Annotated in this window: 15 protein-coding genes; 12 read left to right on the plus strand and 3 right to left on the minus strand. The window is 64.8% G+C overall.

Going from position 1 to position 19185, the window contains the following annotated elements; genetic code table 11:
* Window positions 1–2 precede the first annotated feature (2 nt).
* The 5 genes from FGU64_RS19600 to FGU64_RS19620 all read left to right on the plus strand — a co-directional run bounded on the left by FGU64_RS19600 (window position 3) and on the right by FGU64_RS19620 (window position 5489).
* Window positions 3–923: an ABC transporter permease gene (locus FGU64_RS19600; protein ID WP_139954675.1), complete on the plus strand. Its 921-nt coding sequence runs from the start codon at window positions 3–5 to the stop codon at window positions 921–923.
* Window positions 923–2815, plus strand: a complete 1893-nt coding sequence (locus FGU64_RS19605) for an ABC transporter ATP-binding protein (protein ID WP_246671156.1) — start codon at window positions 923–925, stop codon at window positions 2813–2815. Before FGU64_RS19600 ends, FGU64_RS19605 begins: the two co-directional genes overlap by 1 nt.
* An 11-nt stretch (window positions 2816–2826) precedes the next feature.
* Window positions 2827–4008 carry a M20 aminoacylase family protein gene (locus tag FGU64_RS19610; RefSeq protein ID WP_139954676.1) on the plus strand — a complete coding sequence of 394 codons (1182 nt, stop codon included), beginning with the start codon at window positions 2827–2829 and terminating at the stop codon, window positions 4006–4008.
* An 18-nt stretch (window positions 4009–4026) separates the two neighbouring features.
* Complete coding sequence (locus FGU64_RS19615; protein ID WP_246671157.1) at window positions 4027–4785, plus strand: SDR family NAD(P)-dependent oxidoreductase; 759 nt, start codon at window positions 4027–4029, stop codon at window positions 4783–4785.
* Between the two features lie 80 nt (window positions 4786–4865).
* The gene (locus FGU64_RS19620) at window positions 4866–5489 is read left to right on the plus strand and encodes a cupin domain-containing protein (RefSeq protein WP_180375574.1); all 624 of its coding nucleotides are present in this window, start codon (window positions 4866–4868) and stop codon (window positions 5487–5489) included.
* Window positions 5490–5559: 70 nt separating this feature from the next.
* Here the strand turns inward: FGU64_RS19620 and FGU64_RS19625 are convergent, their stop codons facing one another.
* Window positions 5560–6030 (minus strand): Lrp/AsnC family transcriptional regulator, encoded by a 471-nt coding sequence (locus tag FGU64_RS19625; RefSeq protein ID WP_139954678.1) that lies wholly within the window; start codon window positions 6028–6030, stop codon window positions 5560–5562.
* Window positions 6031–6228: 198 nt separating this feature from the next.
* On the opposite strand from FGU64_RS19625, the gene FGU64_RS19630 reads away from it, so the two are divergent.
* The 7 genes from FGU64_RS19630 to FGU64_RS19660 all read left to right on the plus strand — a co-directional run bounded on the left by FGU64_RS19630 (window position 6229) and on the right by FGU64_RS19660 (window position 15612).
* A complete protein-coding gene (locus tag FGU64_RS19630) occupies window positions 6229–7452 on the plus strand; it encodes a diaminopropionate ammonia-lyase (RefSeq protein ID WP_139954679.1) in 1224 nt (407 codons plus the stop codon).
* Window positions 7453–7704: 252 nt separating this feature from the next.
* Window positions 7705–7794: a potassium-transporting ATPase subunit F gene (locus tag FGU64_RS19635; RefSeq protein WP_136358576.1), complete on the plus strand. Its 90-nt coding sequence runs from the start codon at window positions 7705–7707 to the stop codon at window positions 7792–7794.
* Between the two features lie 2 nt (window positions 7795–7796).
* The gene (kdpA, locus tag FGU64_RS19640) at window positions 7797–9500 is read left to right on the plus strand and encodes a potassium-transporting ATPase subunit KdpA (protein ID WP_139954680.1); all 1704 of its coding nucleotides are present in this window, start codon (window positions 7797–7799) and stop codon (window positions 9498–9500) included.
* 10 nt (window positions 9501–9510) lie between these two features.
* The gene (gene kdpB, locus FGU64_RS19645) at window positions 9511–11568 is read left to right on the plus strand and encodes a potassium-transporting ATPase subunit KdpB (protein ID WP_139954681.1); all 2058 of its coding nucleotides are present in this window, start codon (window positions 9511–9513) and stop codon (window positions 11566–11568) included.
* 12 nt (window positions 11569–11580) lie between these two features.
* Window positions 11581–12150 (plus strand): potassium-transporting ATPase subunit KdpC, encoded by a 570-nt coding sequence (gene kdpC, locus FGU64_RS19650; RefSeq protein ID WP_139954682.1) that lies wholly within the window; start codon window positions 11581–11583, stop codon window positions 12148–12150.
* A 91-nt stretch (window positions 12151–12241) separates the two neighbouring features.
* Window positions 12242–14926 (plus strand): sensor histidine kinase KdpD, encoded by a 2685-nt coding sequence (locus tag FGU64_RS19655; protein ID WP_139955461.1) that lies wholly within the window; start codon window positions 12242–12244, stop codon window positions 14924–14926.
* Window positions 14923–15612, plus strand: coding sequence for a response regulator (locus tag FGU64_RS19660; RefSeq protein WP_139954683.1), 690 nt, complete (start codon window positions 14923–14925; stop codon window positions 15610–15612). Before FGU64_RS19655 ends, FGU64_RS19660 begins: the two co-directional genes overlap by 4 nt.
* 278 nt (window positions 15613–15890) lie before the next feature.
* Here the strand turns inward: FGU64_RS19660 and FGU64_RS19665 are convergent, their stop codons facing one another.
* Window positions 15891–17540: an ABC transporter substrate-binding protein gene (locus tag FGU64_RS19665; RefSeq protein ID WP_136358569.1), complete on the minus strand. Its 1650-nt coding sequence runs from the start codon at window positions 17538–17540 to the stop codon at window positions 15891–15893.
* Window positions 17541–17606: 66 nt separating this feature from the next.
* Window positions 17607–19166 (minus strand): trimethylamine methyltransferase family protein, encoded by a 1560-nt coding sequence (locus FGU64_RS19670; RefSeq protein WP_139954684.1) that lies wholly within the window; start codon window positions 19164–19166, stop codon window positions 17607–17609.
* Window positions 19167–19185 lie beyond the last annotated feature (19 nt).

Below are 19185 nucleotides of genomic sequence, written 5' to 3' on the forward strand. Positions count from 1 at the left end.
CCATGACCTCATCGACCGCGCAAGCCGAGATCGCGCCTCCGTCCGCTGCGGACAAGCAGCGGGGCGTGACCCGGCGCATCCTGGCGCGCGCCTGGAGCTACACCGAAATGAAGCTGGCGGCGGCGGTGTTCCTGCTCTTGGTCGCGCTCACCCTCTTCGGGCCGCTGCTGATCGACGCCTCGGCGACGAAGATGAGCGTCGCCGACAAGTTCCTGCCGCCGCTGTTCATGGAAGGCGGCCGGCTGCCGCATTTCCTCGGCACCGACCAACTCGGCCGTGATCTGCTGCTGCGCTCGCTGGTCGGCCTGCGCAACGCCTTCGCCATCGGCGTCGTCAGCGTGATCGGCATGTTCATCCTCGGCTGCGCCATTGGCATCTATGCCGGCTATCGCGGCGGCTGGGTCGACGTGATCCTGATGCGGCTGACCGACGTGCAGATGTCGATCCCGGTCATCATCCTGGCGATCACCATCCTCGGCATGTCGCGGCCGACGGCGGTCTCCATAATCGCCGTGCTCATCCTGGCGAGCTGGCCGGTCTACGCGCGCGTCTCACGCGGCGTCACGCTGGCGGAGCGGCAGAAGGAATATGTGCGCGCCGCCAAGATCCTCGGCGCCAGCGATCTGCGCATCATGGTGCGCCACATCGCGCCCTCGATCCTGCCGCCGATCGCTTTCGTGGCGGTGCTGGACGTGGCGCGCATGATGATCTTTGAGGCCATCTTCGGCTTCATCGGCATCGGCATCCAGCCGCCGACGCCGACCTTCGGCACCATCATCTCGGCCGGCACGCAATACCTGCTCAACGCTTGGTGGATCACCATCGTGCCGGGCGTTCTGCTGGCGCTGGCCCTTGGCAGCCTCAATCTCATGGGCGGCGTGCTGGAGCGGGCGCGCAACCATATCCTGCAGGGAGGGGAATGATGGCCTCGCTATCCATGTCGAAGCCGGGCAGCCCCTTGATGGAGGTTCGCGATCTCTCGGTCGCGATGCGCTCGCAAAGCGGCGTTCGGCCTATCCTGAACACCATAGACCTCACGGTCATGCCGCGTTCCGTGCTCGGCATCATCGGCGAAAGCGGCTCGGGCAAGACGGTGCTGTCGCGGGCGCTGGTCAACTGGATCAAGCCGCCGCTGGCGATCACCTCCGGTTCCGTCCGCTACGGCGGGCGCGACCTTCTGGCTCTGCCGGAAGAGGAGATGGCGGCGCTCCGCGGGCGCGAGATCGCCTATATCGGCGCCAACCCGACCAGCGCCCTCGACCCGACCGTTCCGGTAGGCCACCAGATTCTGGAAAAGCTGCGCGCCGTGGCGCCGCAGCTGTCGCGCCAAGACGCCCGCAAGCGCATCATCGACACGCTGGACGCGGTGCGCATCCCGTCGCCGGCCAAGCGCTTTGACGAGTATCCCTTCCAGTTCAGCGGCGGCATGATGCAGCGCGCGCTGATCGTCGACGCGCTCGTGTCCAACCCCAAGCTCTTGATCGCCGACAACATCACCCAGCCGCTCGATGTGACGGTGGCGGCGCAGATCCTGCGCCTGCTGCGCGACCTGCAGAAGGATTTCGACACGGCCGTAGTGTTCATCTCCTCGGCGCTCGGCATCGTCAGCGAGATCGCCGACGACATGATCGTGCTCGACCGTGGCCATATCGTCGAGCGCCAGCCCGTCAACGCGTTGCTCGAAAGGCCGGAGCACGGCTATACCCGCGAGCTGATCGCCAAGGTGCCGAAGATCTGGACGGGCGCGGCCGAGCCGCCGGCGCCGTCGGCGCAAAACGTCGTGCTCGACGTGCGCGACGTCGAGAAGACCTACGAGGTGCGCGACCGCAACGCCATCTTCGCCCACCGCAAGGTGCAGGCGGTGCGCGGCGTCTCCTTCACTGTGCGGCGCGGCGAGAACTTCGGCATCATCGGCGAATCCGGCTGCGGAAAATCCACGCTATCGCGGCTGCTGAGCTGTCTCGAAGCACCCAACCGCGGCCAGATCCTGTTCGAGGACAGGGACATCGCGACGCTGCGCGGCAAGGACCTTCTGGCGCTGCGCCGGCGCTTCCAGCTTCTGTTGCAGGACCCCTACAACGCGATCGCCGCGCACAGCTCGATCGGTCGCACCATAGCCGAGCCGCTGCTGATCCACGGCCTGGTCCCGCGCCGTGAGATCCGCAAGCGCGTATCGGCGGTGATGAGCGAGGTCGGCCTTTCGCCGTCTCTCTACGACCAGCTTCCGGTGGGCCTGAGCGCCGGCCAGCGCCAGCGCGTCAACATCGCCCGTGCGCTGGTGCTCGAACCCGAACTGCTGATCCTCGACGAGACGCTTTCGGCCCTCGATCAGGTCGAGCAGGCCAAGCTGCTCGACCTGTTCGAGACGTTGCAGGCACGGCGCGGCATCACCTACGTCTACATCTCGCACGACCTGGCGATGGTACGCCGGGTCTGCGCCCGCATCGCCGTGATGTATCTCGGGCGCGTGGTGGAACTCTCCGACAACGAGACGCTTTTCGCCAGTTCCTCGCACCCCTATACGCGCGCGTTGCTCAGCGCCATGCCGACAATCGAGGAAAAGCCCTACAAGACCGAAACCTACCTTCTGGAAGGCGAGCCGCCGGACCCGATCGACATCCCGCCCGGATGCAGCTTCCGCACCCGCTGCCCGTTCGCCTTCGATCGCTGCGCCAGGGAAGACCCGCGGCTGACACTCCTGCCGGACGGCAGCCTCAGCGCCTGCCATCTCGAGGGAAGCGGCCTGCCGGCGGTCGACATCGCCGGTTTGCAGCCGGTCGCCACGGTCGCGCAGACCCGGCCGGTGGCGCCGTGAAAGGACCCGGAATGGAAACGGCCCAGGCATTTTTCAGCCGCCGCAAGGAAGCCCATGCGGGCTGGCGGCGTCATCTCCATCAACGGCCGGAGGTCGCCTTCCAGGAACACGACACGGCCGAGTTTCTGGCGCAGCACCTGCATGACATGGGCCTGAAGGTCGATACCGGCATCGCCGGCACCGGCATCGTGGCGACGCTGGAGGGCAATGCACCCGGCGCGGTGGTTGGCCTGAGGGCCGACATGGACGCCTTGCCGATCCGCGAGGAGTCGGCGCTGCCCTATCGGTCCGGCCGCGACGGCGTCAGCCACGCCTGCGGCCATGACGGGCATATGACCATGCTGCTCGCGGCGGCCGAGTATCTTTCGGGCGCGCGGGATTTTCCGGGCACTGTGCGCTTCATCTTCCAGCCGGCCGAGGAAGCCGAGGGCGGCGGCCGCAGGATGGTCGAGGAGGGGCTGTTCGAGCGCTGGCCGGTCGATGCCGTCTTCGGCCTCCACAATTGGCCGGGCCTGCCGCTGGGCACTTTCGCCGCCCGTCCCGGCCCCGTCATGGCGGCAATGGACCTGTTTACCATCACCATCGAGGCGCGCGGCGTGCATGCGGCGCTGCCGCATCTCGGCACGGATGCGATCGTTGCCGCCGGGGCGCTGGTTTCCAGTATGCAATCGATCGTCAGCCGCACGGTCAGCGCCCTGCAGCCGGCGGTCGTCTCGCTGACGCAGATCCATGGCGGCAATTCGCTCAACGCGCTGCCGGGCGAGGTCGTCCTGCAAGGGACGGTGCGGGCGCTGTCGGACGATACCCGCGCCATGGTCCAGCACAGGCTGCACCGCATCGCCGACGGCATATCCGTCGCCCACGACGTGAAGATTTCACTGGCATTCGAGCCGCGCTACCCGGTCACCGTCAACGCCGTCGATCCCGCCGCGCGCGCGACCGAGGTCGCCGCCTCGATCTGGGGAGACAAGAAGGTCTTGCGCGACTACGAACCCAGCATGGCGTCGGAGGATTTCGCCTTCATGCTCAACGCCAAGGCCGGATGCTATGCCTGGATCGGCAACGGCAACGACACGCCGCTGCACAATCCGTCCTTCGATTTCAACGACGAACTGCTGCCGCTCGGCGCCCTTTACTGGGTGACGCTGGCGCGGTCATGGTCGCAGACCGGCACTGGGCGCAGCGGCGCCTGAGCCAATAAGGAGAACGACATGAGACTTGCCGGAAAACGTGCCCTGATGATCGGTGCCGCCACGGGTATCGGCCGCGCCTGCGTGGAGGATTTCGCCCGCAACGGCGCCCGCATCGTCGTGGCCGACATCAACGGGCCGGCAGCCGCCGAGGCTGCGGCGCTGGCGCAGGGGCTCGGCGCCAAGGCGTCGGACATCGCCTGCGACGTGCGCGAGGAAGCCTCGGTGCGCAACGCCGTGGAAGCCGCCGAGAAGGAAATGGGTGGCATCGACACACTGGTCTATTTCGCCGGGCTGATGCGCACCGGCACTATCGAGACGGTTGAAGCCGAAACCTGGGACGCCATCTTCACCGTCAACGCGCGCGGCACCTTCTTCGCCGCCAAGTACGGCGCACCCGCGTTGAAGCGCGCCGGCGGCGGCTCCTTCATCACCACCGCCTCGCTCGCCGGCCTGCGCGGCGCGCCCGGCATGACCGCTTATGCGTCCGCCAAAGGCGCCGTCATCGCCTTCACCACGGCGCTGGCGCAGGAGCTTGCGCCGTTCAACATCCGTGTCAATTCGGTGCTTCCGGGTTGGATCGACACGCCGTTCAACAATCCCGCCATCGAGCACATGGGCGGCGTCGGGCCGCATGCCGAGGTGGTCAAGCGCATCGTGCCGCTCGGCCGGCAGGGCGTGCCCGCGGAAGTTGCGCCCATGTACACCTTTCTGGCATCGGAGGAATCGCGCTACGTTACCGCCAAATCGATGATGGTGGACGGCGGCATGGCGCACTAGAAATTGCCGCCGCTGAACGTTTGGCGGCAAGTGGAATGAACATGGCCCGGCTTGGTCCCGGGCCATGGAAACGGCAGGTAATGAACGACATAGAATTCCCGACCCGGGCTCACGATCCGGCCGCCGACGATCTTCTCGAATCGCGGCGGCGGCTCGGCGTCAAGCTGCGGCTGGCGCGCCAGACCAAAGGCCTCACGCTGAAGGAACTGGCCAAGCGCAGCGAATGCTCCGAAAGCTTGCTGTCGAAGGTGGAGAACGGCAAGGCGCTGCCGTCGCTGCCGCTGGTGCATCGCCTGGTGCGCGTGCTGGAGACGAACATAAGCTGGCTGTTCGAGGAAGTGGAGCCGGACGATTCGCCGATTTCGCGCGCCGGAGCGCGGCCCGTGGTCACGCTCGACAACCGGCCGGGCGACGGGGCCGGCGTTACCTTCGAGCGGATCATCCCGTATAAGGGCGGACACCTCCTGCAAAGCAACATTCACCACATCGATGTCGGTGGCCGCAGCGGCCTGGCGATCACCCATGAGGGCGAGGAGACAGGTTATGTCCTGCGCGGCCGCATAGACCTGATCCTCGACGGCGTCACCTATACGCTGGGGGAGGGCGACTCCTTCTGCTTCCGGTCGAACACCCCGCATTCCTATCGCAACGCCGGAACGGAACGCGCCAGCATTCTGTGGACCTGCACGCCGCCCACGTTCTGACCTCCTGCTTTTCCAGCCGTTTTTCGCTCGCAGGATCGGTCGCATAGGGGCCGGCGCCGCAATCGTCTGCTCAGATCGGCAGCGACAGCCCGACCTTCACCCGGTCCATGACGACGAACGTCTTGAAACGCTTCACATTGTTGTTCTCGAAGAACAGCTGGCGCGTGAGGCTTTCATAGTCGGCCATCGATTTGACGTTCACGATCAGCAGGAAGTCGGCCTCTCCGGTCACATAATAGCACTGCTGGATTTCAGGAATGCCCGCAAAGGTGCGCTTGGCTCCTTCGTAGAGGTCTATTCTCTCGCTCTCCATCTCCACCTCGACAAAGATGGTGATCGACTGGTCGACCTTGGCGGGGTTCACGACGGCAATGTTCGCCTGGATGATCCCGGCTTCCTCCATCCTCTTGATGCGCCGCTGAACCGCCGGCGCCGACAGGTTTACCAACGTCGCGATCTTGCGCTGCGGCATCTTGTTGTCTTGCTGGAGGGCGGTGAGGATCGCCCTGTCAGCCCTGTCGAGCTCCTGATTCATGCTCATGCAATTTTCGCTCGCAGTTACCGTCGATAACGAGACATAAGTGCGCTGACTCTGCCGAATTCAAGCCGAATCTCCCAAGAAATGAAATATTCTTGAAATCAGCGCAGGCAGGTCGGCAACTGAACCCGTCGGATGGAGGACGGTCGACCGCCGGCGAAGCAGGCAGAATATCGGACTTAAGCTGGGGCAGTTCAAAAGATGAAATCGTCGACCCATTCGTTTGCCGTAAACACCGGTTTCGACGCTTCCGAACGGTATCCGGAAACTCTGCGCCCGCTCCTGAACCGGACCGACAGCGACGAGGCCCGCCGCGAAATCGCTTCCTGGGAAGGCTACGAGGTCACGCCGCTGGTGTCTCTTCAGAGGCTGTCCTCCAGGCTCGGGATCGCATCGCTCCACTACAAGGATGAGTCCGGCCGTTTCGGCCTCGGCAGCTTCAAGTCCCTCGGCGGCGCCTATGCCGTTCTCCGGATCCTGCTGAAGCACGTCGAGAAGAAGACCGGCAGGAAAGTCGACGCCGCCGAGCTCATCTCGGGGAAGTATGCGGATCTGACGGGTGATCTGACTGTATGCAGCGCCACCGACGGCAATCATGGCCGTTCCGTCGCCTGGGGGGCGAGGATGTTCGGCTGCAAATGTGTCATCTACATCCACGCAACGGTCAGCGAAGGCCGCAAGCTCTCGATCGAAAACTACGGCGCGCAGGTCGTCCGCGTCCCCGGAAACTACGACGACACCGTTCGCTTCTGCGCCAGCGAAGCCGAACGGCTGGGCCATATTGTCGTATCCGACACCTCTTACGAGGGTTACCTGGAAATTCCGCGTGACGTGATGCGTGGCTACACCGTGCTGGCGGCCGAAATCGTCGAGCAGTTCGCGGGCAAGGCTCCACCCACCCATGTTTTCGTACAGAGCGGTGTCGGTGGCCTCGCCGCAGCCGTGTGCAGCTATTTCTGGGATGCGTGGAACGGCCGGCGTCCTGTCTTTGTGGTGGTGGAGCCCGAAAATGCCGCTTGCTTCTATGAAAGCGTGCGGGCCGGTGCGCCCACAGTCGTCGGCGGCGACCTCGAAACGATGATGGCAGGCTTGTCCTGCGGCGAGGTATCCCTCATAGCCTGGGATATCCTTCGCGCCGGCGCGAATGCCGCCCTGTCGGTGTCCGACAGCAGCGTGAGCGCCTGCATGAGGGCGCTGGCCCGGCCGTGCAATGGCGATGCTCCGATCACCGCCGGCGAATCGGCCGTCGGCGGCCTCGTCGGGCTGCTGACCGCACTGGGCGATGCCGATATCAAGGCCCAACTCAAACTGGACGAGAATTCCGTCGTGCTTTGCATCGGCAGCGAAGGTGCTACCGACCAGCATCTCTATGATTCGATCATGGCAAGCGACGCCGCCTTTTCGGCCGAAGACCTGGCGGCCTGAACAAGGGCCGGCCGCCGCCGCCCGTCCTTATATGAAAATACTATGCGACGGCCGCGCCGCCGCCCTCGAAAACATATGCCGATAAGCCGAAGTCTACGGGCCTGAACACGGTCTGCGCTGCCCACGGCACGCGCACCGTGCCGATGGAGAACGGCACAATGCCCGACATTTTCATGCTGGCGATCGGCCTGGGCTGCTTCGCCCTTCTCGCCTTCTACGGCTTCGCCAGCGAACGGCTTTGAGGAGACGGCGATGATCCTCGACTACGCATTGGGCGGCTTCGCCGCCGCGCTCATCCTTGTTTACCTCATCTACGCGCTGCTGCGCCCGGAAAGGTTCTGATCATGACCCTCAACGGCTGGCTCCAGATCGCGCTGTTCTGCGCGATCGTCATCGCGCTCGTAAAGCCGCTCGGCTGGTACATGATGCGGGTCATGGCGGGCGAACACACGTTCCTTTCGCCTGTGCTGCGTCCCGTAGAGCGCCTGCTTTATGCCGGCGCCGGCGTCGACGAGCGGCAGGAGCAGCACTGGCTGACCTATACGGTGGCGATGCTGGCCTTCAACGCGGCCGGTTTCGTACTTCTGTTCGGCCTGCAACGCCTGCAAGGCGTTCTGCCGCTCAATCCCATGCAGATGGGGGCGGTGTCGCCGGATTCATCCTTCAATACCGCCGTCAGCTTCGTCACCAACACCAACTGGCAAGGCTATGGCGGCGAAAGCACCATGGGCTATCTCGTCCAGATGGCCGGGCTGACGGTGCAGAATTTCGTTTCAGCCGCCACCGGCATCGCTATCGCCATGGCGCTGATCCGCGGCTTTGCGCGCGCTTCGGCGAAGACGGTCGGCAATTTCTGGGCTGATCTGACACGCTCGACGCTCTACGTGCTCTTGCCGCTCTCGATTCTGTGCGCGCTGTTCTACGTCAGCCAGGGCGTCACCCAGACGCTCGGCAGCTATGTTGATGTCACCACGTTGGAAGGCGCGAAGCAGACCATCGCCGTCGGCCCGACCGCCTCGCAGCTCGCGATCAAGATGCTCGGCACCAATGGCGGCGGTTTCTTCAATGCCAATTCGGCGCATCCCTTCGAGAATCCGACGGCTCTGACCAACCTGGTCGAGATGGTGTCGATCTTCGCCATCGGTGCTGCGCTCACCAACGTTTTCGGCCGCATGGTCGGCGACGAGCGTCAGGGCTGGGCGATCTTCGCGGCCATGGGCGTGCTGTTTCTCGCTGGCGTCGCCGTCACCTACTGGGCGGAGGCTGGCGGCAACCCCGCCTTCGCGGCGCTCGGCATCGACGGTGGCAACATGGAAGGCAAGGAGGTGCGCTTCGGGATCGCCGCCTCCGCCCTGTTCGCGGTGGTCACCACGGCGGCCTCCTGTGGCGCGGTCAACGCCATGCTGGACAGCTTCATGCCGCTCGGCGGCCTGATCCCGATCGTCAACATGCAGCTCGGCGAGGTCATCATCGGCGGTGTCGGCGCCGGGCTATATGGCATCCTTCTCTTCGTCATCCTTGCGATCTTCATCGCCGGGCTGATGGTCGGACGTACGCCCGAATATCTCGGCAAGAAGATCGAGGCGAAGGAGGTGAAGATGGCGATGCTCGCCGTGCTGTCGCTGCCGCTCGCCATCCTCGGCTTCACCGCTGCGGCGGCCGTGCTGCCGACCGCACTTGCCTCTCTCGCGAATGCCGGCCCGCACGGTTATTCCGAGATCCTCTATGCCTATACCTCGGGTGCGGCCAACAACGGCAGCGCATTTGCCGGGCTGTCAGCCAACACGCCCTGGTACAACCTCACCATCGGCCTCGCCATGCTGATGGGCCGCTTCCTCGTCATCGTGCCGGTTCTGGCCATTGCCGGCTCGCTGGCAGCGAAGAAGATCGTGCCGACCTCGGCGGGCACCCTTCCAACCCATGGCGGCCTGTTCGTCGGCCTGCTCATCGGCGTCATCCTGATCGTAGGCGGCTTGACCTATTTCCCCGCACTCGCCGTCGGCCCGATCGTCGAGCATTTCGCCATGCTGGCCGGGCAGACTTTTTGAGGAACGCATCATGACCAAATCCTCGGAAATCAGCGTTTTCGATCCCGCCATCGTCGGGCCCGCCATCAGCTCGTCCTTCGCCAAGCTCGATCCGCGCGTGCAGTTCCGCAACCCGGTGATGTTCGTGGTCGAGATCGTCGCCATCCTCACCACTTTGATCCTGCTGCGTGATCTCGTCCTCGGCGGCAGCCGGCTCGGCTTCTCCTTCCAGGTCATCCTGTGGCTGTGGTTCACGCTGCTGTTCGCCAATTTCGCCGAAGCGGTGGCCGAGGGGCGTGGCAAGGCACAGGCCGACGCGCTGCGCCGTACCCGCACCGAAACCGACGCAAAGCTGCTCGCCGCCGACGGCTCGACCTACGAGCTGGTGCCGGCGACCAGCCTCAAGGTCGGCGACGTCGTGGTCGTCGAGATCGGCGACATCATCCCCTCCGACGGCGAGGTGATCGAAGGTATCGCCTCGGTCAACGAGGCTGCGATCACTGGCGAATCCGCGCCTGTCATCCGCGAATCCGGCGGCGACCGCTCGGCCGTCACCGGCGGCACGCAGGTGCTGTCCGACCAGATCAAGGTGCGCATCACGGCGGCCGCCGGCTCGACCTTCCTCGACCGCATGATTTCGCTGGTGGAAGGGGCGCAGCGGCAGAAGACGCCGAACGAGATCGCGCTCAACATCCTGCTGGCTGGCATGACGCTGATCTTCGTTCTGGCGGTGGTCACCATCCCGAGCTTCGCCCACTATGCCGGCGGTGCGATCCCCGTCGTTTCGCTGGTCGCGCTGTTCGTGACGCTGATCCCGACCACCATCGGCGCGCTGCTGTCGGCCATCGGCATTGCCGGCATGGACCGGCTCGTGCGCTTCAACGTGCTCGCCATGTCCGGCCGCGCGGTGGAGGCGGCGGGCGATGTCGACACGCTGCTGCTCGACAAGACCGGCACCATCACGCTCGGTAACCGGCAGGCGACCGAATTCCTGCCCCTGTCAGGTGTCAGCGAACGCGACCTGGCCGACGCCGCGCAGCTTTCCTCGCTCGCCGACGAGACGCCGGAAGGCCGTTCCATCGTCGTGCTGGCGAAAGAGAAATATGGCATCCGCAGCCGTGAAATGGGCGAATTGCATGCCCATTTCGTGCGCTTCACCGCGCAGACCCGCATGAGCGGTGTCGATCTCGACGGTACCAGCATCCGCAAGGGTGCAGTCGACGCCATGCTCGCCGATGCCGGCATTGCAGGAAAGCATCGCAGCGACGGGCAGGCCGCGCGCGAATTGCGGCAGGTAGCGGAAGGAGTAGCAAAATCCGGCGGCACGCCGCTGGCTGTGGCGCGCGATGGCAGGCTGCTCGGCGTTGTGCACCTGAAGGATATCGTCAAGGGCGGCATCCGCGAGCGCTTCGCAGCCCTTCGCCAGATGGGCATCCGCACCGTCATGATCACCGGCGACAACCCGATGACGGCGGCGGCCATCGCGGCCGAGGCCGGCGTCGACGATTTCCTCGCCCAGGCGACGCCGGAGAACAAGCTGGAACTGATCCGCGCCGAGCAGACCAAGGGCAAGCTGGTCGCCATGTGTGGCGACGGCACCAACGACGCGCCCGCATTGGCGCAGGCCGACGTCGGAGTGGCGATGAACACCGGCACGGTGGCCGCGCGCGAGGCCGGCAACATGGTCGATCTCGACAGCGACCCGACGAAGCTGATCGAGGTGGTGGAAATCGGCAAGCAACTGCTGATGACGCGCGGTTCGCTGACGACTTTCTCCATCGCCAACGACGTGGCGAAATATTTCGCCATCATCCCGGCCATGTTCGTCGCCTTCTATCCGCAGCTTCAGGCGCTCAACGTCATGCGGCTTTCTTCGCCCGAAAGCGCCATCCTGTCGGCCATCATCTTCAATGCGCTCGTCATCATCGCGTTGATCCCGCTGGCGCTGAAAGGCGTGAAATATCGCGCCATAGGCGCCGCCGCGCTGCTTCGACGCAACCTGCTGATCTACGGCCTCGGCGGCATGATCGTGCCGTTCCTCGGTATCAAGGCGATCGATGCCATCATCACCGCCGTCGGCCTTGCCTGAAGGAGTTCTGCCATGCTCGCGCATATTCGCCCTGCTCTGTTCATGATCGTTGCGCTCACCGTGCTGACCGGCCTCGCCTATCCGCTCGCCGTCACCGGCGTCGCACAGGCGATCTTTCCGGCACAGGCGAACGGCAGCCTGGTCGAGCGTGACGGCCATGTCGTCGGCTCGGCGCTGATCGGTCAGGCGTTCGTCAGCGACCGCTATTTTTATCCGCGCCCGTCCGCCGTCGGCACCGGCTACGACGCCTCCGCCTCCGGCGGTTCCAATCTCGGCCCGACCAGTGCCAGGCTGATCGCGCGCGTCAAGGCGGATGCCGCGGCTTTGGAGAAAGGAAATCCGGGAACACCGGTGCCGGTCGATCTCGTCACTACGTCGGGCAGCGGCCTCGATCCGGAAATTTCGCCGGAAGCGGCCTCTTTCCAGGTGCCTCGCGTCGCCAAGGCTCGTGGACTTTCGCAGGATGCGGTGCGCGCGCTGGTCGCCGCCCATATCGAGGAACGCGTCGGCGGCCTGCTTGGCGAACCGAGGGTGAACGTGCTGGAACTCAACCTCGCGCTGGATGCGGCCAAGGTACAATGAGGCCGGAGCACCTCTTGCGCAATTGCAGGATGACGGCAATGCTCCGGCGTCACCGAGGGGTGACTGAAAGGACGGCTTGAGCGCACGACCGATGCCGGATCAAAAGGCCGAACCCAAGCGTCCCGACCCCGAGGCCCTTCTGCGCGAAGCTGCGACGGAGACGCGGGGCCATCTGAAGGTGTTTCTCGGTGCCGCTCCCGGCGTCGGCAAGACCTACGAAATGCTGCTTTCCGCCGCCGCCCAGCGCCGCGCCGGCGTCGATGTCGTCATCGGCCTGATCGAGACGCATGGGCGCGTCGAGACCGAGGCGCTGGTCCACGGCTTCGAGATCGTGCCGCTGAGGCAGGTCGACTACAATGGCCGGCACCTTCGGGAGATGGACCTCGACGCCATACTGGCGCGCAAGCCGGCGCTGGTGCTGGTCGACGAACTGGCGCATTCCAACGCGCCGGGAAGCCGGCATCCAAAACGCTACCAGGACGTCGAGGATCTGCTGGCGGCCGGCATCGACGTCTATACGGCGGTCAACATCCAGCATCTGGAAAGCCTCAACGACGTCGTCCAGCAGATCACCCGTATCAAGGTCCGCGAAACCGTGCCGGACGCTTTCCTCGACCACGCCGACGAGATCGAGGTGATCGACCTCACGCCCGCCGACCTGATCCAGCGGCTGAAGGAGGGCAAGGTTTATGTTCCCGGCAGGGCAGAGCGCGCGCTGACGCACTACTTCTCGGCTGGCAACCTGACGGCGCTGCGCGAGCTGGCGTTGCGCCGCACAGCCCAGCGCGTCGACCAGCAACTGCTCACCCATATGCAGGCGCATGCGATCTCCGGCCCATGGTCGGCCGGCGACCGCATCCTCGTCGTCGTCAACGAGCACCCCAAGGCGGCTGCACTGGTGCGCTATGCACGGCGCATGGCCGAACGGTTGCGTGCCCCGTGGACCGCGCTCTATGTCGAGACGCCACGCTCGCTGCGGCTCAACGAAGCGGCGCGCGACCGCATCGCCGAAGCGTTGCGCATGACGGAGCGACTGGGCGGCGAGGCGGTGACGATGCCCGGACGAGAACTGGCCGGAGAAATCCTCGACTATGCAGCGAAGAACAATTTCAGCCACATCGTCATCGGTCGCAGCCGGCGCTCGCGCCTGCATGAGTTGATCTTCGGCTCAATCACCTCCGAGATCGTGCGGCGCGCCGGAAATGTCGCCGTCCACGTTGTCACCGGCGACGAGAAGGGTGCGCCGGCGGCGAAAACCGTAGACACACGGCCTGCCGCGGCACCGTTCGACGTGCGGCCCTATCTGGTCAGCGCGGCGGTGGTCGCCGTGGCGCTGGGTTGCGGCGAAGTGCTGGTCCGCTTCCTCAACGTGCAGAACGTCGCGCTGGTGTTTCTGACCGCCGTGCTGGTCAGCGCCGTCGCTTTCGGCCTGGGCGCTGCTCTGTTCGCCAGCCTGCTCAGCGTGCTGGCCTTCAACCTGTTCTTCCTGCCTCCCTATTTCAGCATCACCATCGCTGATCCTGAAAACGTGGTGGCGTTGTTCTTCTTCCTGGTGGTGGCGTTGGTTGCCTCCAACCTGACGGCCAGCGTGCGCGCGCAGGCGCTGGTGGCGCGCCAGCGCGCCCGCACCACCGAGGACCTCTACCTGTTCAGCCGCAAGCTGGCCGGCATCGCCTCCATGGACGATCTTCTGTGGGCGATTTCCTCGCAGGTGGCCTCCATGCTCAAGGTGCGGGTCGTCCTGTTCCTCCCTGAAAACGGATCGCTCGAATTGAAAACCGCCTGGCCGCCCGAGGACGTTGCCGAGGAAGCCGACCTCGCGGCGGCGAAGTGGTCGTGGGAAAGCAACAAACCGGCCGGTCGCGGCGCCGACACGCTGCCGGGCGCCCGGCGCCTGTTCCTGCCGATGCGGACGGGGCGTGGGCCGGTGGCGGTGATCGGTATCGACAGCGACAAGCAGGGCCCGCTGCTGACGCCCGACGAGCAGCGCCTGCTCGACGCGCTGTCGGATCAGGCAGCCCTTGCCATCGAGCGCATCAACCTGTCGGACGATTTCGACAAGGCGCAGCGTGCGGCCGAGCGCGACCGCCTGCAGGCAGCGTTGCTGACCTCGATCTCGCATGACCTGAGGACACCGCTGGCCTCCATCCTCGGCGCCGCGGACGGGCTGGCGGGCTTGCCGGACCTGACCGCGGACGATCGCACCGCGCTGCTGTCGACCATCCAGGAGGAGGCAGAGCGGCTGAACCGCTTCATCGCCAACCTGCTGGACATGACGAAGCTGGAATCGGGCGCCGTGGCGCCCAACATGGGGCTGGTGGATGTGAGCGAGGTGATGGGCACCACGCTGCGGCGGGCGGAACGGATCCTGGCCGGGCATCGCGTCGAAACGGCTCTCGATCCGAGCCTGCCCATGGTCCGGATCGATCCCGTCCTGTTCGAGCAGGTCCTGTTCAACCTTCTCGACAACGCTGCCAAATACGCACCCGCTGGAACGACCATCTCGATGGAAGGCCGGCGCGCCGGCAATTTGGTCAGCCTCCGGATTCTGGACGAGGGACCGGGCATCCCGCAAGCGGATCTGGAGCGCGTCTTCGACAAGTTCTATCGTGTGCGCAAAGCGGACAGCCAGCGGGCAGGCACGGGGCTCGGTCTCGCCATCTGCCGCGGCTTCGTCGAAGCGATGGGCGGAACGATCGAGGCGGGCAACCGGGCCGATCGGCCCGGCGCGGTCTTCACCATCACCCTACCGGCGCAACCGGAGGCCACGGCATGAACGCGAACGCCGTCACCATCCTGATCGTCGACGACGAGCCGCCGATCCTGCGGCTCTTGCGCACCAGCCTCGTCTCGCAAGGCTTTCAGGTGATCGAAGCGATGAACGGCGAAAACGCGCTCGCCGAGGCCGGGCGATCCAGCCCCGATCTCGTCATTCTCGATCTGGGCCTGCCGGATGTGGACGGGCTGGACGTGATCCGCACCTTGCGCGGTGCCGGCAACGCCGTGCCGATCCTCGTTCTGTCGAGCCGCTCGGATGAAAAGGGCAAGGTCGAGGCGCTCGACCTCGGCGCCGACGACTATGTGACGAAGCCGTTCGGCACGGCGGAGCTTTTCGCCCGCATCCGTGCAGCGCTCAGGCATCGGCTGCAACAGCAGGGCGAGCCGCCGGTGTTCCGCAGCGGCGATCTCGAAGTCGATCTGGTGCGCCGTATCGTGCGCATGCGCGACGAAGAGGTGAAGTTGACGCCGAAGGAATACGATATCCTGCGCATGCTGGTTGCCCATGCCGGCAAGGTGCTGACCCACCGCATGCTGATGAGCGAGGTCTGGGGCGGCGAGACCGACGTCCAATATCTGCGCATCTATGTCCGCCAGCTGCGCCAGAAGATCGAGACCAACCCCGAACGGCCGCAATACATCCTGACGGAAACCGGCATCGGTTACCGGTTGAAGATGGAATGAACGAGGGGCCGCGCGCCCGCGACCGGACTCGTGAAAAATCGATTGGAGCGTTTTGCAGCCGGACGGAATCGTCTGGCGTCGCACAAATGCCGCTAAGGCAAAGAGATAGATCGTTGCGCCGTTTCCGTGAAACGATCCAGGAGCGGAAACGGACGACGGCTTGAAAGCCTAGCCGCAAAGAAGCCTGCCGTTCCTCGCGCGCGGAAATACGTGCGGGCCAACGGCAGGTTCTTCAATATCGAACGCGTTCCGGCCCGTTCATCCGAACCGGAGCGGGATCAGGCGTCCAGCCAGACGTTCTGCAGGTCCATCTCGAAGGTCTGGTGAACGCCGTAGTTCCTCACCTTCTTGTTCATATGGCTGAAGAGCTTCTGCCAGTACGGCTGGATGATGATGCCGGAATCCTGCAGGATCGTCTCCAGGTCCTTCATCACCTCCTTGCGCTTGTCGACGTCGTTGATCGATAGCGCTTCCTTCAGCTTGGCGTCGAAATCGGGATTGGAATAACCCGTTTCGTTCCACGCTTCGCCGGTACGGTAGCCGAGCGCCAGGATCTGCACGGCAAGCGGGCGCATGTACCAGATCGTCATCGAGTAGGGATATTTCGTCCAGTCGTTCCAGAAGGTCGAGCCCGGCAGCACCGTGCGCTTGACCTTGATGCCGGCCTCGCGAAGCTGCGCGGCGATGGCGTCGCCGGTATTTTTCTGCCAGTCGTCCTCGATGGTGATCAGTTCGTGCTCGAAGTCGGCCTGGCCGGCTTCGGCCATCAGCTTCTTGGCGCCCGCCGCGTCGCGCGTCTTCTTCGGCAGCGGATAGTAAGCGGGCTGGATCGGGCTGACATGGTGGTTCTCGCCGACGGTTCCGCGCCCGTTATAGCCGAGCTGCAGCACGACGTTGTTGTCGACTGCCATCTGCAAGGCGTTGCGTACCCGCTGGTCGTCATATGGCTTGTTGGTGACGTTGGTGCGCGCCACCAGCGTGGTGGCGGTGGCGACCTCGGACTTAACCAGATCCATCTTGTCGAGGATGTCGATGAAGTCGGCCGGTGTCTCGAGGTTGATGTCGATCTCGCCGGAATCGAAAGCGCTGACCGTGGCCGAGAAGTCGGTGCCGTAGTCGATGAATTCGACGCCGTCGAGGGGAGCTTCGCCGCCCCACCATTTGCCGTTCTCGCGCCGCTTCACCACCGCCTTCTGGCCGACATCGTAGGAAACCAGTTCGAACGGGCCGGTGCCGATGGGCTTGGTGATGGGATTGGCGCCGTCGGCGTCGAAATTGCGATGCACGATGAGCGCGGGATAGTCGGTGAAATTGGCGATAAGCGAAATATCCGGCTCCGCCAGTGTCAGCTTGACGGTGTGGTCGTCGACCTTGGTGACGGCGCCGTCCCTGGCCTTGCCCGTCTTGGCGTCGATCATGCCGCCGACGCGCGCCGCCATGGAGTTGCCGGCCACGCCCTTCTCGCACCAGCGCGTCACGTTGTAGACAACGTCGTCGGCGTTGAAGGCGTCGCCATTGTTCCAGGTCACGTCCTTGCGCACATGCAGCACATATTCGGTGGCGCTGTCGTTGACGTCCCAGCTTTCCAGAAGCACCGGCTCGAAGGTGAACTCACGGGTGTAGCGCACCAGCGGCTCGAGCCAGGTGCGCGAGATGTTGGCAAGCTCCACCCAGTCGTAGGTGCGCGGATCCTTCTGCGCCTTGACCGGCATCGCCACGCGCAGCGTGCCGCCCTTCTTGACTTCGTCGGCATGTGCCGTCTGCGGCACGGCGAGGCCGGCCATGCCGTAGGCAAGCGCCGTCGATGCACCCAGCGCGCTCGCCAGCGACAGGAATTCGCGCCGGTCCATGCGCCCTTCGCGAACGTCCTTCGCCATCTGTTCCACGGCTGCCGGCACGCGGTCGCCGTTGCTTCTGTAGAATGCCATTTTCTTCTCCTTCTTCGTGTTCCCGGCCGCGCTTGCCTTTAATGGCTTTCTGTCGCGACCAATTCTTCAGGTGACGGTATCCGGCAGCTTTTTCTCGGCTTTCGCGATGAAGTCCCTGAGGCCTTCGGCGATGCCTTCGTCGAGTCTAGGCTCCTCATAGTCGGCCAGCATGTTGCGCGCCTTCTCGCGGCCGCGCGTGTCGTGGTCCTTGGCTCCTTCGGCTTTCCACTGCTCGTAGGAATTGAAATCCATCAAGGTGGGCATGAAGAAGGCGGATTCGAAATGATCGAGCGTGTGCTGGGTGCCGAGGAAATGGCCTTGCGGACCCACTTCGCGGATCGCTGCCATCGCGTCCTTGAAGTCGTCGAACGACACGCCGCCGGCATATTTGTACCAGCCGACGAGTTGTTCGCAGTCCGTGGCGAATTTCGAGTAGCCGCAGGTGAGGCCGGCTTCCAGCCATCCGGCGGAATGCCAAATGTAGTTGGCGCCGGACATGATCGCGGCATGCATCAGCATGTTCGATTCGTAGCCCGCCTGCGCGTCGTTCAGCTTCGAGCCGACATGGAAGCCCGACGTGCGCCACGGCAGGCGGTATTTGCGCGCCAGCGCGCCCATCAGGTACATCATCTGGGCGGCCTCCGGCGTGCCGCCCATCGGTGCGCCGGTCTTCATGTCGACCGTCACCATGAACTGTCCGTAGATCTGCGGCGAGCCGGGACGCAGCAATTGCGTGAAGGCGACGCCGGCAAGCGCCTCGGCATTGACCTGCGCGACCGCGCCGACGGCCGAGGCCGAGGTGGAGGCGCCGCACAGGGCGAAGGGCGCCAGGATCAGCGGCTGGTTGTGGCGCGCATAGACCTTCATCGCGTCCAGCATGGTGGCGTCCCACACCAGCGGCGAATTGCAGTTGGTGATGGAGACCAGGACGGAATTGTCCTTCACGAAATCCTCGCCGAAGACGATGCCGGCCATCGCCATCGTGTCCTCGGCACGCTCCTTCGAGGTGACGATGCCCATGAAAGGCTTGTCGGAATGCTTGAGCGCCGAGTGGATGATGTGAAGGTGGCGCTTCGGCACCGCGATCTCCATCGGCTCGCAGATGATCGAACTCGACGAATGCAGCGCCGGCGCCATGTAGGCGAGCTTGTGGAAATTGTTGAGGTCGGCGAGCGTGCCGTAGCGCCGGTTGTTGTCGAGGTCGCGTACATAGGGCGCGCCGTACATCGGCACGAAGATGGAATTCTTGCCGCCGACCTTGACGGTGCGCTCGGGATTGCGGGCGTGAAGCGTGAATTCCGCCGGCACCTTCGACACGAGGTCCATGAGCAGGGCACGGTCGATGTGGACCCGCGTGTCGGAGACGTCCGCGCCCGCCGCCTTCCACAGCGCGATCGCCTCGTCGTCGCGGAACTCGCAGCCGACGTCTTCCAGTATGGCGAGCGATTCCTGATGGATGAGTTCCACCGCCTCGTCGGGAACGATCTCGTAGACTGGTATGTTGCGGACGAGGGTTGGAAACGAGGCGACCGGCGCGCTTCGCATCGTCCTGCGTCCGACGCGGCCGCCGCCGCGGCGATGGGATGGGGGTGCTTCCGGTGCTGCGAGCGTGTCCGTCGTGCTCATGCTGGCTCTCCCTTGAGCA

The sequence above is a fragment of the Mesorhizobium sp. 8 genome (assembly GCF_006351905.1).
GTDB lineage: Bacteria > Pseudomonadota > Alphaproteobacteria > Rhizobiales > Rhizobiaceae > Mesorhizobium > Mesorhizobium composti.